Here is a 14,131-nt window from a genome sequence, read left to right as displayed (position 1 = left end):
GGTTTGACCAGCGGTTACTTACCAAAATAAAAGATTGTTGGCTTATATTTGTAGATACACCAGCTGTCTGTGCGAAACCTCCGGAACCTAAGTGCCTACCTCTTGCTCCTGCTATTTATGCGGGTGATGGTGCCTGACAAGGTACTGGTGGCACTGCATGCCCACACGCACACAGAACACAAAGCGCATGATGAGCGCCGCACGCACATAGACGGAAAGCACACGCACTGCCCTACCGCCGAGCTTTTCAACACCTCTTTTCAACCTTCAGAAACCGTGGTGGCGTTCACCGCCCCCCTTGCCCTGGTAGATAGTTACCAGCCCGGCTACGCGTTTATCTGGAAATTCAGCTACCCGCACACCGCCTCTCCGCGCGGCCCGCCGGCTGTAGCCTAATCTTACCTTCCCCAGAATTCAACCCTCCTCTGCGCAGGGCCAGAATTCCATTTTTTTAAAGCCCGCCGTATAGATAAACGGCCGGGGCTCAAGCTGCTATTAGCGGCTTGTCTTCCTATTTTCTTAAATTAGATAGAATGTCTTTTCCAAAATATTTCCTGCTTTGGGCGGCCCTGCTGCTGAATGTCGGCAACGCCTTCTCCCAAGCCTCCAACACACTTTCGGGCACCATTACAGACGGCCAGACCAACGCGCCGCTCATTGGGGCCACTATTTACCTCACCGACCTGAAACGCGCCGCCTCTACTGACCTAAACGGCCATTACCAGCTTGACAATCTACCCCGGGGTCGCTTTCTAGCCCAGGTGCGCTACGTTGGCTACATCACCAAGGCGCTGCCGGTTACTATCAACGGCGCCACCACATTTAACCTGGCCCTGGCCCCTTCTGTAGTGGAAGTTCGGGCTGTAGTGGTGACCGGCGTTTCCTCTTCTACCGAGGCCCGCCTGAACCCCGTAGCTACCACCGTGGTGGGCCGGGAGCAGCTGGACCGCACCAGCTCTACCAACGTGATAGACGCCATTGCCAAAACCCCCGGCGTGGCGCAGATCTCCACCGGCGCGGGCATCTCCAAGCCGGTCATCAGGGGATTGGGCTTTAACCGCATCATTACCCTTAACGACGGCATTAAGCAAGAAGGCCAGCAGTGGGGCGACGAGCACGGCATTGAGATTGATGAGTACTCCGTGGACCGGGCCGAGATTGTGAAAGGCCCCGGCAGCCTCATGTATGGCTCAGACGGCATTGCCGGTGTGCTAAACTTCCTCACGCCAGACCCCATCGCCGAAGGCAAGGTGATAGGCAACCTCTCCACAAATTACCAGACCAATAACAACCTGCTGGGCTATTCTGCCTACAACGCCGGCAACCTGAACGGCTTTAACTGGGCCGCACGCCTGAGCCAGAAAGTGGCTGGCAACTACCGCAATGAGGTTGATGGCCGCGTGTACAACTCGGGGTTCAGGGAAACCAATGCCAACGGGTACGTGGGCCTGAACAAAAGCTGGGGCTACTCCCATCTGGCCTTCAGCACCTTTAACCAGACTGTGGGCCTGGTAGAGGGCAAGCGCGACGAAGAAGGCACGTTCCTGAAACTGGTCAACCGCAACGGCGAGGCCGAAGAAGAACCTGTCACAAATGATGACCTGAAAGGCTATGGCCTTGGTATTCCGCAGCAACGCATCAACCATTTCAGGGTGGCCTCCCAGAACAACCTGGTCTTTGACAGATCACGGCTTACCTTCAACCTGGCCTGGCAGCAGAACCTGCGCCGCGAGTACGGCAACCCGGTAGACACAGATGAGGAAGAACTGGCCATGCGCCTGAACACCGTCAACTATGACGTGAAATACTTTCTGTCGCAGCTGGCCGGTTGGGAACCCACTATTGGCGTGAACGGCATGGTGCAGCAGAACCGCAACGAGGGCGAAGAAGTGATCATCCCCGAATACCGTCTCTGGGATGCCGGCGTTTTCGCGTACCTGAAACGGGAGTTTGGACCTTTGCACCTGAGCGGCGGCCTGCGCTATGACTACCGCAGCGTCACCTCAGACGCCCTGTTCCTCACTGATGAAGATGAATTCACCACTGATCCATCGGCCGCTTCTGAAACCAAGTTTGACGCCTTCACCAGCACGTTCTCCAACATCTCGGGCAGCGTGGGCGCCACTTACAGCCTGAATGAGCGCCTCACCGTGAAAGCCAACCTGGCCCGTGGTTTCCGGTCGCCTAACATAGCCGAGCTGGCCTCCAACGGTAGGCATGAGGGCACGTTCCGGTATGAGGTGGGCAACACTGATCTGAACCCCGAAACCAGCCTTCAGTTTGACGCGGGCCTCACCTATGACACTAAGCACATAACCCTGGGCCTGAACGGTTTCCGGAACAACATCCAGAACTACATCTTCGCGCAGAAACTGACCAGCGTTCTGGGCGGCGATTCTCTTTCTGGCGAGGCTGATGACCTGGCCCCCACCTTTAAATATGTGCAGGGCGATGCCTACGTGTATGGCGGCGAGTTTATCATTGACATCCACCCGCACCCCCTGGACTGGCTGCACCTGGAGAACTCCTTTTCCTGGGTGCGTTCCATCCAGAAAGACGTACCCCAAGACATGAAGTACCTGCCCTTTACGCCGGCCCCACGCCTGAGCTCAGAACTGCGGGTAAGCTTCCCTAAAGCCGGCAACAATATCAGGAACTGGTACGCCAAGGCGGAGCTGGAGAACTACTTTGCGCAGAACAAGGTCTACACCGCCTTTGACACCGAAACCCCTACCCCCGGGTACAGCCTGCTGAATCTGGGCATAGGCGGCAACCTGACAAACGCCGCCGGCAAGACCAGGCTCTCGGTGTACCTCATTGGCAACAACATCCTGGACAAAACCTACCAGAGCCACCTCAGCCGCCTTAAATATGCCCCAGAAAACCCAGCCACCGGCCGGACAGGGGTGTACAACATGGGCCGCAACATAAGCCTTAAGGTGATGGTACCTTTTGGGTAAGCGGGCAGAACCGATTTGTTAAAACATGAAAAGGCGCGGGAGAAAATTCCCGCGCCTTTTTTATGTGCCTTGCGCCTTAAGAATAATTCAGAAAGCATTTCAGAGCGCATTGATACTCTAGATGATTTGATCACCTAGGCAGCAATGATTATTCCGTCCTCTGTAATGTTGGAACGACCTTGCGGGCAAACTAATAAAGCATTTGCTCCAGCGTTCTTGCCGTTCGCCACCAAGATCCTTTCAGGATGACACAACTGAAAATAGATAATGCATAAGGCAGACTATATAATGAGTCAAGCTGTTTTGAGCCTGTTTTTCAGAAAAGAGCTCCAAAACAGGATACCCTGTTTTTCTGTTTGCTGGCTACTCTTTTTATGAACGCCAATGGATCTATTCCTCAAAGGGTTATTCTTGACACACTGCTGACTTTATTCTATCAATAAGTCAATGCACAAACAGTAAATGAGTGCGCAAAACAGCAGGGCCAGCAACCCTACATCAACCAAAAGGCCAGCCTCTATATAGAAGGCTGGCCTTTTGGTTGATGTAGGGATAGTAGATGTTTATCTCAAATAGTAAAGGTTTATCTCAATACGGGTTCTACTTTATAGCCTTGGTTTCTTAGCAATTGAATCAGTCCTTGTTCTCCGGGCAGGTGGGCGGCGCCTACGGCCACAAAAGAGGAGCTTTTCTGCATCATGGCCAGCAGGGGGGCCATCCATTTCTCGTTCCGCTCATTCAGCAACAGGTCCTCTGAATCTTCTGAGCCAGATTGGGCCTTAATCAGGTCATAGAGGCTGTAAATGTCTTCCTGCTGGTACAGGGTCAGCATTCCTTTCATCAATTTCCGCTGGCGGTCAAACTGCTTTATATTCTGGAGAAGCTGTGAGGTCTGGGTCTCCAGGGAGGTTTTCTCAAACAAAGCTACCTGCTCTTCCGGGGTCTCCAGGGACTGGATATCCTTGCGTTCCTTTTTGGCCAGGTTAAGCAGGGCCAGGTCATAAGACTCTGGGTTATAGCCCAGCAATTTGGGGTAAAGCAGTAATTGACCCAGGAATGCCGGCTTTATGTACCGAAAGGTTTGCATGTTGCGCTCCAGGCTGTCTCTTACAAACTTAGCGAAGAGGGTATAGTCCTGTACCGTCATGAGGCTCTCAATGGGTTTGGCCATGTGCATGGACTTAGAGATCATGCGGGAAAGCTTGGGGCTATCCAGGTCTACTTCAAACACCACCGTTTCGGATTTTTCCAGCTTTTGTGTTACCTTTCTAGGCAATGAAAACTGGTCTTTGGGTACTAGATGGAACGTTCCGTAGAGATAGGAGGTCTTTATACCTTTCCCACTTACTTTCCATAGCAAGGATTTTTCCTTAGTTTCAGGAGTATCACAGCTCCCTACTTTTGGCCAGACTAACCCTAACAGGACGATGGCCAGAGAAACAGAAAAAAAAGCGGCTTTATACGTACCCATTAGCTTAAGGTTACAAGTCTTAAGCAAAAATATGAGTTTTTTTTTCGAGGGCAATGAAATGGCCCTAACTTCTATCAAGTATAATCAAAAATACTTTAAAAAATATAACAACCTGTAAATAAAGTATTTATATCAAATATTCTATATTATTTACTTTATACGCAAAATATAGAATAATCCAATTACTCTATTAAGACTTTTCTATGTCCATGCCCTCTACTTCGGTTCCCACCACCAAAATCCTGAACACTGCCGTGATTGTGGCGGCCCTGGGGTACTTTGTTGACATCTATGACTTAGTGCTTTTCAGCATTGTCAGGATCAATAGCCTTAAGGAGCTAGGAATAACCCAACCAGCCGCACTTCTAGAGCAAGGGGTACGTCTCATAAATATGCAAATGATAGGCATGCTGGTGGGGGGTATTTTCTGGGGCATTCTGGGCGATAAACGGGGCCGTATCTCGGTTTTGTTCGGGTCTATCTTCTTGTACTCTGCCGCGAACATCGCTAACGGTTTTGTCACCGACCTGGAGGCCTACGCCTGGTTGCGGTTTGTGGCGGGCCTGGGATTGGCGGGTGAATTAGGGGCCGGCATCACGCTGGTAAGTGAAGTATTGCCCAAGGAAAAGCGGGGCTATGGCACCACCATTGTGGCGTCGGTGGGTATCTCGGGGGCCATTCTGGCCGGGGTCATTGGCGAGTATTTTCACTGGCGCACCGCGTACTTTGTGGGCGGCGGACTGGGCCTGATGTTGCTGGTACTCCGGATTGGGGTCTATGAGTCTGGTATGTTTGCCCGCACCCAGCAACAAGCCGTGGCCCGGGGCAACTTCCTGAGCTTGTTCACCAACACCACCCGTTTCCTGAAATACCTTAAGTGCATTCTGATCGGCATTCCTATTTGGTTTGTGATTGGGGTCTTGATCACCTTCTCCCCTGAGATCAGCCAGGCGCTGAACATTCCGGCCCCTATCTCAGCGGCCAAGGGAATCGCCTTCTCCTACCTGGGCCTTACCCTGGGCGATCTGGCCAGCGGGCTGCTGAGCCAGAAACTGAAAAGCCGCAAGAAGGTGGTCACTATCTTTCTGCTGCTGCTGGCCTGCATTATTGCCCTGTTCCTGTTGGCGCAGGGAGCCAGTGAGACGTATTTCTATGCCCTGTGCGTGGCGCTGGGCTTTGGCGGCGGGTACTGGGCCGTTTTCGTGACCATTGCCGCCGAGCAGTTCGGGACCAACATCCGGGCCACCGTCACCACCACCGTACCTAACTTTGTGCGCGGGGCCGTGGTGATTCTTACGCTCTCGTTCAAAGGTTTGCAAGACAACCTGGGCATTCTGGAAACCGCCGCCTTGCTGGGAGCCGTTTCCATTCTCATTGCCCTGCTGTCTATCAGCACCTTGCCGGAAAGCTTCAGCAAGGACCTGGATTACCATGAATAGCCGCGTTTTAAGCCTGTTTTAGTTAAAACGGGCTTAAAACAGAAAGGCACCATTTTTACCTGATAGCTGTTTCTATGCCAGGAAAGCACTAATTTTGAACATGATTCTTTTCAACGAAACCGTAAGCATAGACAACACCGTGGCCGCCGAGTGGCTGCAGTGGATGCAGGAAACCCATATTCCGGCCGTTATGGCCACCACCTATTTTCTTAATTTCCAGATAGCCAAGGTCATGGAAGAAGAGGAAACCGGCGGTTCTACCTACGCCATTCAATACTATGCCCGCCACATGGACGACCTGCTGGAATACCACCGTGAGCACGACCAGGACATGCAGGCCAGAATGCAGGCCAAATACCCGGGGCAGTACGTGGCCTTCAGGACGGTACTGGAGGTAGTTGAGAAAAGCGACAAGCAATAAGGTCTTCCCGCAAGGCGCGCATAGTTCCTGTTTTAGCCCTCCTTTCATGAAAACAGCCTGAAAACGCATTTGTCTTCAGGCTGTTTTCATAAGTATTAGTTATATAGATTTTACAACTGCTGCAGTTGCTGCTCGCTTAGGTTACAGTTGATCCATTCCCCGTCCAGGTCGGCGCCTATGCTGCGATAAAAATTGATGGCGGGCTCGTTCCAGTCCAGCACCTGCCATTTCATGCGTTTGTAATGCCCTTCCTTGGCAGCCTCCGCCACGGCGTTGAACAGCTGGCGGCCTATGCCTTGGCGCCGGAGGGTCTCCGTGACCACAATGTCTTCCAGGAACAGCATCTTGCCCTTCCAGGTGGAGTAAGCCGTGTAGTACAGCGCAATCCCCACAATGCCTTTCTCCACAGAGTCGGCCACGTAGAACTCAAAGATAGGCTGGTCCCCGAAGCCGTCGCGGCGCATGTCCTCTACGGTATTGGTTACTTCATTAGGGGCTTTTTCAAACACGGCCAGTTCTACAATCAGGGCATGTACGCCGGGCAGGTCAGCCTCGATTCCTTTTCTTATGGTAACGGTTACACTCATGGTCTTTCTTTGGTTAATTCGCCCGGCGGGCGAGGCGCAAGTTACAATACCCGCCTTTCAATAAAAAAGCCGGAGCATAGGCCCCGGCTTCTCTTTTTGCAGACGTGTTATTTAGTCGCGTAGGGGTTCACGCCCATGTTGTAGAAGGTGAACGACCACACATCGGCGGCCTCGGCAATCTGGGCGGTGGTGGATTTACCGGCGCCGTGGCCGGCTTTCACGTCTACCCTGATCAGGTAGGGGTTGGGCCCTGCGCCTTTCTCCTGGAGCGTGGCAATGTACTTGAACGAGTGGGCCGGCACCACGCGGTCGTCATGGTCGGCGGTGGTGACCAGGGTGGCCGGGTAGCTCACGCCCTCTTTGATGTTGTGAATAGGCGAGAAGGCCATGAGGTTCTGAAACTGCGCCGCGTCATCTGAGGAACCGTATTCGGGTACCCAGGCCCAGCCAATGGTGAACTTATGGAACCGCAGCATATCCATCACGCCCACGGCGGGCAGAGCCACCTTGAACAGGTCTGGGCGCTGGTTGGCTACGGCACCAATAAGCAACCCACCGTTAGAACCACCGGCAATGGCCAGTTTCTGCGGTGCCGTATATTTCTGGTCTCTCAGGTACTCCGCGGCCGCGATGAAGTCATCAAACACGTTTTGCTTGTTAGGGGTCATGCCCGCTTTGTGCCAGGCCTCGCCGTATTCCCCGCCGCCGCGTATGTTGGCAATGGCCAGCACGCCGCCGTTCTCCAGCCACAGCATGCGCGAGATGCTGAATCCGGGGGTAGTAGAGGCGTTAAATCCGCCGTAGGCATAGAGGTAGGTGGGGTTATCGCCGTTCAGGGCTAAGCCTTTCTTGTGCACAATGAACATAGGAATCTTGGTGCCGTCCTTGCTCGGGTAGAAGACCTGTTTGGTTTCATAGGCCTCCATGTCCACATCTACCTCCGCCTTGCGGTAGAGAGTAGATTTATTGCTGGCAATGTCATATTGGTACACGGCGCTAGGGTAGGTAAACGAGTTGAACGTGTAGAAAACGGTCTTGTCTTCCTTCTTGCCGCTGAATCCGGCGGCTGAGCCTAGCGTGGGCAGTTGCACGTCATGCAGCCATTTGCCGTTGGTGTCATGCACGCGCACCAGCGTGGCGGCGTCTTTCATGTAGTTCAGGATTAGGCGGCCGCCTACTAAATCTACCCCACCTAGCACATTATCGGTCTCCGCTACCAGGGTTTTCCAGTTGGCAGGCTGTGGTTTCTTCAGGTCTATCTGGATGAGCTTGTACTTGGGCGCGCCCTGATTGGTGACTACAATGAGCTTGTCGCCTATGTTCTCCACCACGCCGTATTCTTTGTCAAAGGTCTCTACCAGCGGCACAATGGGACTGTTGGGTTTACTCAGGTCCTTCACGTACAGTGAGTTGTTGCTGGTTCCCTCAGAGGCGGTAAGGATCAGGTATTTCTCGTCCTCGGTGGTACTGGCGAAGAGCAGACGCAACGGGTATTGCTTGGCTTCCCAGATGAGTTTGTCCTGGCTTTGCGGTGTGCCTACTTTGTGGTAGTACACTTTGTGGTACTCATTCTTGTTGGCCATCTTGGAGCCTTTGGTGGGCTCGGCGTAACGGCTGTAGAAGAACCCGTCCTTGTGCCAGCTGGTGCCCGAGAACTTGATCCAGTGCAACTCATCTGACAGTTTTTTACCGGTGGCCACATCCAGCACATAGGCATCGCGCCAGTCTGAGCCGCCCGTGGAGGTGGTGTAAACGGCGTACCTGGCGTCTTTGCTGAAGTCCAGGCTACCCAGGGAAGTGGTCCCGTCGGCGGACAGTTTGTTGGGGTCCAGGAACAGTTCGGGGGTGCCGTCCAGGCCTTTCTGGCGGTATATCACGGCCTGGTTCTGGAGGCCGTCGTTCTTGGTGAAATAGTAATAGGCGCCTTCGCGGAAGGGAGCCCCGTATTTAGGGTAGTTCCAGAGCTTGGTAAGGCGTTCCTTGATCTGCTCCCGGAAGGGGATCTTAGCCAGGTAATCAAAGGTGACCTTGTTCTGCGCCTTCACCCATTCCGCCACGTTTTTGGCGGTATCGGCTTCCAGCCAGCGGTACGGGTCAGGCACCTGGGTGCCGTGGTAGGTGTCAACGTGGTTTATTTTCTCGGTTTTGGGGTACATAAGGGAAGGTTTGGTAGCCACCGCGGGCGCTTCGGCCGGTGGGGTGGTGCTGGCACTGGCTCCCGAACTGGGTGCCGGGCTGGTTTTACAGCCGGTCATTGCTGCCAACGCAGCAATACAAACGAATACAGAGGTCTTGTTCATAGCGCTTGGTGTTAATGTACTTGATTACAAGAAAGAAAGATGCATAAGCTTGCCGCCAGGTCTAGTGCTGGAGGCCTGGCACAGGCTCTTATTCCAAAATTAAACAGCCGGCGGTTTATTTCCTTTCGCCCCCGGCAATAACTTCCACCAAAGCCTGGTGACTGCTTTCACGCCGGGCAGATACAGCAGCCCTGCCAGATAATAATTGCTGTCTAAAAGCCGCTGCCGATAGGCCTCAAAGTCAGTAAACACTTCTTCCTGATCTTGCTGTTGGTATTGCAGCCGGTAGCGGGCCTGGTTCCCCTTCCCTTCAAAGTTCACCCGCACAGGCACCGCCAACTTCTGCCTGTACTGGCGGAACAGCAACCCATACGGGAAAAACAGACAAACCAGCGTGAGGCAGGCTACTACAAAGAAAATAAGGAAGGCAAACTGGTTAATGAGGTGAAACAGCACCAGGAAACCACCTACCCAAGGCCTTAGCGGCGAGTGCCAGGCCGCGGCTACCGCCGAAGTGAGCACGTACACTATCACTAAAAAGCCCAGTTGCCACACCCACGGAAAATCTGTGTACAACTGTGCCATGGTAAATGGCTGGTCATAGTCCCGGAAACTGACCACTGCGTTATAGAGCGCCGCCTCAGGTTTGAGCCAATGCACATCTGTGGATGCAGAAATAAGTTTCTTGCCCAGCGCCGCTATCTTCCACAGCCCCGACAACGTGTACACAAACAGCAACCCGAAATAAAACCAATTGATACTAGCATACTGCACCCGGTCGGGGTGATTTTTGGCGGGTGCCTCTACCACCACAAACACCAGAAAAAGGTGGGCCAGCAGAAACAGATGGTTCACGTGGGGCAGATACCCGTAACTCCATAGCACCAGATTCATCCATAGCAACCCGGCAGCCAGGACCGCCTGCAACACTAAGCTTTTTTTATGGAACAGTTTCACTAGGTTGGCCACCGCACAGACTGCCGCTACCGTCCAGAAAAGCTCTTTGGCTGGCAACTCTGGGGCTACTAGCTTACCAACTAAAGTCAACGGCTCAAACAGATCGGCCGGCCGTTGCAGGTACAGCACATATTTCTCCAGGGCCCAGTACAGCCACACAAACGTGAACAGCCTAAGCGCCTGCTCGGCGTAGAAGAAATCAACCACGGCGCGCAGGTACCGGTTTTGCAGGCTGCTTTCCGTGAGCTTCCCGCGCGTTTGGGCGGTGGCGTTAGAAACGGGCAACGGTATCGGCTTTAAAATTTTCGGGGTGGTGTAACAGGGCCTGCACCGTAGCGGTTTCCCTTACAATGCGGTACTCCCCGGCATTTGGGTGCAGGTATTGGACCAGCGTGCGTAGCTTTTCGCGGCTTTGGGTGGTGTTAGTAGTATCTGCCAGGGTACGGTTCACCCAGTAGTCCAGGGTATACACGTAGTCGTCTGGGTCAAAGGTACGGGTGGCCCGCACAGCCTGTCGCTGAAAGCTAGCCTGCCCCGCCTGGCGGGTGTAGATGCGGTAGGTGCTGTAGTGGTTATCACTGCCGCGGGGCTGCGTGAAAAGCTTCCAGTTAGCAAAAGGATAGAGTTCGCCCCAGCCCTTGATCAAGGCGAAAGAAGACAGCAAGGACCCCACGATGCTCACCACCACCAAAACTTGCAGACAAAGAAGACGCCGGAAACGGGAAGGCATACGCATCACAAAGGCTTTCTGCACCTATATTAGAGAAAAGCAGGAGATTTTCCCAATTACCGGGCGGCCAGCCCTGCCCCCGCCTTTCCACTATACTGGTTTATTCCGTACCTTTTGGCTGGCTTATACAGGCTTTCGCATAACCGAACTTATCTGATTCACCATCCTAATTACTTCTATGAAGCTAACCCGAATCTTTTTCCTTTTCCTCCTTCTGGCCTTCGCGGGCACGGCCAGCGCCCAGACCAAACCAGCCTACCAAGAACCTAAGGACGGCCAGATGAAAACCTATTACATGGCGTTCCTGAAGAAAGGCCCCAATCGCACCCATGACTCACTTACCGCCGCCAAAATTCAGGAAGCGCACATGGCCCACATTAACAAGATGGCCGCCGAAGGAAAGCTGACCATGGCCGGCCCCTTTATGGATGACGGTGACCTGCGCGGCATCTTTATCTTCAATGTAAAAACCATGGAAGAAGCCAAGGCGCTTACTGAGGCAGACCCGGCCGTAAAGTCAGGCAGGCTTATCATGGAGCTGCACCCTTGGTACTCGCAGAAGGGTACCAAGCTCCAGTAAACCTGTTTTGAGACCGTTTTCAGGAAAACAGCCCCAAAAAGGAAAATAAATTTTTACAACTGCACAATATACCGGCAACTCCCTGCGTTTTAGGGGCAAAATAGTTGTTGTGAAAATACCAGAGGGATCTGGCCAGAACGGCCAGATCCCTTTGCGTTTTATCAGGGCCTTGGGTCAAATCCTCTTTTCAAAAGCTTTCCATTAGCTCGCCCACCGCACCCTGTCCTGTAAACGCAAAGCCGTTTCAGGGCCGTTTTTCAGAAAACAGGCCTGAAACAGACGCAATTTTTGGGGTGCCCTACAATACGCAAGTATGTGCCTCCGTTTCTATTATTGAAGTAGTTTCTGTTTAGCTTGGTTAAGGCATTTATCCTTTAGGGGTAGGTGCCTTAACTTTTTTTTAGCCAAAGCATTCTTCTGCCATCCATACAGGTAATATAATCCGTAGCTATATTGCAATCCCACAATCTATCCAGTAGCTTTTCAGGCTGGATGACAGGTTGCCCCACACAGACATTCAGGATCAGTTAATAAGCGGTCATCATGAAACACCGGTTTACCCACCCATTTTTTCGTTTTCAAAAACGTCTGGCAACGGCCTGCCTGCTGGCCGTTGGTCTCTGGATGATACCTCTCTCCGCCGCTTTTGCGCAGGAGACCTGCCTGTTGATTCCCTTGTCTTTGGAGGAGCGCGTGCAAACCTCTGAGGCAGTGGTAGAGGGCAAGGTAATCAGCCAACGCTCCTTCTGGGACGACAAGCACGAGAACATCTACACCGCCCACCAGGTGGAAGTATACAAGGTCTTCAAGGGAACCCCTTCGGGCAGCCAGGTGGAGATCATCACCGAAGGCGGCCGGGTAGATATGGACCTGCATGTGTACTCGGCTACCCTTCAACTGAAAATCCAGCAGCAGGGCGTTTTCTTCCTGCAGAAATCTAAAACCAAGAATGCCCGCTACGCGGTGGTAGGGAGCATGCAAGGCTTCATTAAGTATGACCTGGGGCAAGGTACTGCGCGTGATCCTTTCCAGAAATATGCGTCTATTCCCCTGGAAGTCTACGGCTCCCTGACCCGTTTATCTGGGGCGGCCATGCGCACAGTGAAGGCCAACCCAGAGTTGGCCGAAGCCCTGGCCCCTAAGAAAGCCCCCACCAACCAGCGTCGGCTTATTCCCTTGATCACCGGTTTCAGTCCGCTTAGTCTTAGGGCCGGCACCGGCGATGTACTCACCATCACGGGCACTAACTTCGGCACTACCCGCGGCAGCGGCTACGTAGAGTTCCGGGACGCAGATGACGGCGGCACCTCCTTTATCAAGCCCCTGGACACTGACTACGTCAGTTGGTCAGACAACGAGATCAAGGTAAAGGTGCCAAGCCAGGCCATTGATGGGGGAACCGCCGGCACCGGCACGTTCCGGGTAGTCAACAGTGATCCCAATACTGCCACTTCGGCGGCGCCGCTCAGCATTATCTATGCGGTCTCCAACGTGGAGTATGAAGACAAAGCCCGTAACATTGTCTCGCAGAGTTTTCAGCCCCGGCTGATTTCCCAGAATGGGCTAGGCGGCTACACGTTCCGGTTTGGGGCCAGCTTTGAGAGCAACACCCCGGCGCTGCACGCGTTCAAGCGCGCCATGAACGAGTGGTCCTGCAAAACCTTCATCAATTGGGTAACCGCCTCTAATTCGCCTATTGCCACTACGGCAGATGATGACGTGAACGCCGTGCGCTTCGCCTCTTCCGGTGATTTGCCCGCTAACGTGCTGGGGCGCACCATCAGCCGTTACCGGGGTTGTATACAGGGCACCGTGGTTAACTTCTGGGTAGATGAAATTGACATGGAATTTGCCCAACGCAGTGACTGGCAGTATGGCCCTAACGTAGCCACCAACACCCAATATGATTTCCAGAGCGTGGTGGTGCATGAGCTAGGGCACGGCCATCAGTTAAGCCACCTTATCTTACCTAGGGCCGTTATGCACTACGCCGTGTCAAGGGGGCAGTCTTCTCGTACGCTCAACCCCGAAAACGATATTGCCGGCGGAAATTACGTGATGGCCCTGAGCGCCACCGCCCCTCCCTGCAATGTGGCCAAAATGGTGCCCAAACCCGCCAATGCCTGCGCCATACCGGTAGAGCAGCTTAAACTTACCGGTGAGTTCTCCAACAACCAGGTAATATTGAAATGGACCACCGAGACCGAGACCGGCCTCACCGAGTTTGCTGTGGAACGAAGCGAAGACGGCATTACCTATACCCAAATTGGCACGGTGCCCGCCAGCGGAAACTCCACTTCGCCCAGGTCTTACCAGTTCATTGACCCCAACCCGTTCCCGGCCCTTACCTATTACCGCCTGCGGCTGATTAGGACCAACGGCACGCTGGAGTATTCTGAGGTAGTGCAGGTAACCGGCCCCTCCTTTGTGCGGCAACTGGCGCCTAACCCCGGGGGCAGAAAAACCTTCCTGTACTTTAACACCACAGAGGCCGACAACGTAAAACTGACCATCTATGACCTTACCGGCCGTATTTTTGGGGTAGTGTCTGTGAACGTGGTGCCGCAGTCTAACCGCTATGAGCTTACCCTGCCATTGGCCGGCCAGGGGCTGTACCTCATCATGTGGCAGTCTAAACGCGAGAGCGGCACTATCCGGTATGTCAAAATAGATAAGCAAGACTAAA

The 14,131-nt window shown here is 53.4% G+C and carries 11 protein-coding genes; 6 read left to right on the top strand and 5 right to left on the bottom strand.

Annotation, left to right across the window (positions count from 1 at the left end; all coding sequences use genetic code 11):
- Window positions 1–102 precede the first annotated feature (102 nt).
- Both TH63_RS18215 and TH63_RS18210 read left to right on the top strand, forming a co-directional pair.
- Window positions 103–396, top strand: coding sequence for a hypothetical protein (locus TH63_RS18215; protein WP_197088596.1), 294 nt, complete (start codon window positions 103–105; stop codon window positions 394–396).
- Window positions 397–533: 137 nt separating this feature from the next.
- Window positions 534–2,960, top strand: coding sequence for a TonB-dependent receptor (locus TH63_RS18210; RefSeq protein WP_048922205.1), 2,427 nt, complete (start codon window positions 534–536; stop codon window positions 2,958–2,960).
- 583 nt (window positions 2,961–3,543) lie between these two features.
- On the opposite strand, the gene TH63_RS18205 is transcribed toward TH63_RS18210, so the two are convergent.
- Window positions 3,544–4,431 (bottom strand): TraB/GumN family protein, encoded by an 888-nt coding sequence (locus tag TH63_RS18205; RefSeq protein WP_076606538.1) that lies wholly within the window; start codon window positions 4,429–4,431, stop codon window positions 3,544–3,546.
- A 203-nt stretch (window positions 4,432–4,634) separates the two neighbouring features.
- On the opposite strand from TH63_RS18205, the gene TH63_RS18200 reads away from it, so the two are divergent.
- Window positions 4,635–5,870: an MFS transporter gene (locus TH63_RS18200; protein WP_156180708.1), complete on the top strand. Its 1,236-nt coding sequence runs from the start codon at window positions 4,635–4,637 to the stop codon at window positions 5,868–5,870.
- Between the two features lie 100 nt (window positions 5,871–5,970).
- Window positions 5,971–6,291 (top strand): DUF4286 family protein, encoded by a 321-nt coding sequence (locus tag TH63_RS18195; protein ID WP_048922203.1) that lies wholly within the window; start codon window positions 5,971–5,973, stop codon window positions 6,289–6,291.
- Window positions 6,292–6,401: 110 nt separating this feature from the next.
- Here TH63_RS18195 and TH63_RS18190 read toward each other — a convergent pair whose 3' ends face one another.
- The 4 genes from TH63_RS18190 to TH63_RS18175 all read right to left on the bottom strand — a co-directional run bounded on the left by TH63_RS18190 (window position 6,402) and on the right by TH63_RS18175 (window position 10,889).
- Window positions 6,402–6,878, bottom strand: a complete 477-nt coding sequence (locus tag TH63_RS18190; RefSeq protein ID WP_048922202.1) for a GNAT family N-acetyltransferase — start codon at window positions 6,876–6,878, stop codon at window positions 6,402–6,404.
- A gap of 107 nt (window positions 6,879–6,985) precedes the next feature.
- Window positions 6,986–9,178 (bottom strand): prolyl oligopeptidase family serine peptidase, encoded by a 2,193-nt coding sequence (locus TH63_RS18185; RefSeq protein ID WP_048922201.1) that lies wholly within the window; start codon window positions 9,176–9,178, stop codon window positions 6,986–6,988.
- A 99-nt stretch (window positions 9,179–9,277) separates the two neighbouring features.
- Entirely contained in the window at window positions 9,278–10,420 is a 1,143-nt protein-coding gene (locus TH63_RS18180; protein WP_048922200.1) for a hypothetical protein, read from the bottom strand.
- On the bottom strand, window positions 10,407–10,889 hold the full coding sequence (locus tag TH63_RS18175; protein WP_048922199.1) for a hypothetical protein: 483 nt from the start codon (window positions 10,887–10,889) through the stop codon (window positions 10,407–10,409). The genes TH63_RS18180 and TH63_RS18175 overlap by 14 nt, the downstream gene beginning before the upstream one ends.
- 154 nt (window positions 10,890–11,043) lie before the next feature.
- Between TH63_RS18175 and TH63_RS18170 the strand changes: the two genes are divergently transcribed.
- Window positions 11,044–11,445 carry a YciI family protein gene (locus TH63_RS18170; protein ID WP_082161785.1) on the top strand — a complete coding sequence of 134 codons (402 nt, stop codon included), beginning with the start codon at window positions 11,044–11,046 and terminating at the stop codon, window positions 11,443–11,445.
- Window positions 11,446–12,069: 624 nt separating this feature from the next.
- A complete protein-coding gene (locus TH63_RS18165; RefSeq protein ID WP_197088595.1) occupies window positions 12,070–14,130 on the top strand; it encodes a T9SS type A sorting domain-containing protein in 2,061 nt (686 codons plus the stop codon).
- The last annotated feature ends 1 nt before the right edge of the window (window position 14,131 follow it).

The organism is Rufibacter radiotolerans (assembly GCF_001078055.1).
In the GTDB taxonomy this organism is placed as follows: domain Bacteria; phylum Bacteroidota; class Bacteroidia; order Cytophagales; family Hymenobacteraceae; genus Nibribacter; species Nibribacter radiotolerans.
The sequence above is the reverse complement of the archived record's forward strand: the minus strand, read 5'-3'. Positions and strand labels throughout refer to the sequence as shown.

Excerpts from the sequence above, each read along its gene's own strand:
- TH63_RS18185 (WP_048922201.1), bottom strand. The coding sequence starts at position 9,178 with ATGAACAAGACCTCTGTATTCGTTTGTATTGCTGCGTTGGCAGCAATG.
- TH63_RS18205 (WP_076606538.1), bottom strand. The coding sequence starts at position 4,431 with ATGGGTACGTATAAAGCCGCTTTTTTTTCTGTTTCTCTGGCCATCGTC.
- TH63_RS18210 (WP_048922205.1), top strand. The coding sequence starts at position 534 with ATGTCTTTTCCAAAATATTTCCTGCTTTGGGCGGCCCTGCTGCTGAAT.
- TH63_RS18170 (WP_082161785.1), top strand. The coding sequence starts at position 11,044 with ATGAAGCTAACCCGAATCTTTTTCCTTTTCCTCCTTCTGGCCTTCGCG.
- TH63_RS18200 (WP_156180708.1), top strand. The coding sequence starts at position 4,635 with ATGTCCATGCCCTCTACTTCGGTTCCCACCACCAAAATCCTGAACACT.
- TH63_RS18165 (WP_197088595.1), top strand. The coding sequence starts at position 12,070 with ATGATACCTCTCTCCGCCGCTTTTGCGCAGGAGACCTGCCTGTTGATT.
- TH63_RS18190 (WP_048922202.1), bottom strand. The coding sequence starts at position 6,878 with ATGAGTGTAACCGTTACCATAAGAAAAGGAATCGAGGCTGACCTGCCC.
- TH63_RS18195 (WP_048922203.1), top strand. The coding sequence starts at position 5,971 with ATGATTCTTTTCAACGAAACCGTAAGCATAGACAACACCGTGGCCGCC.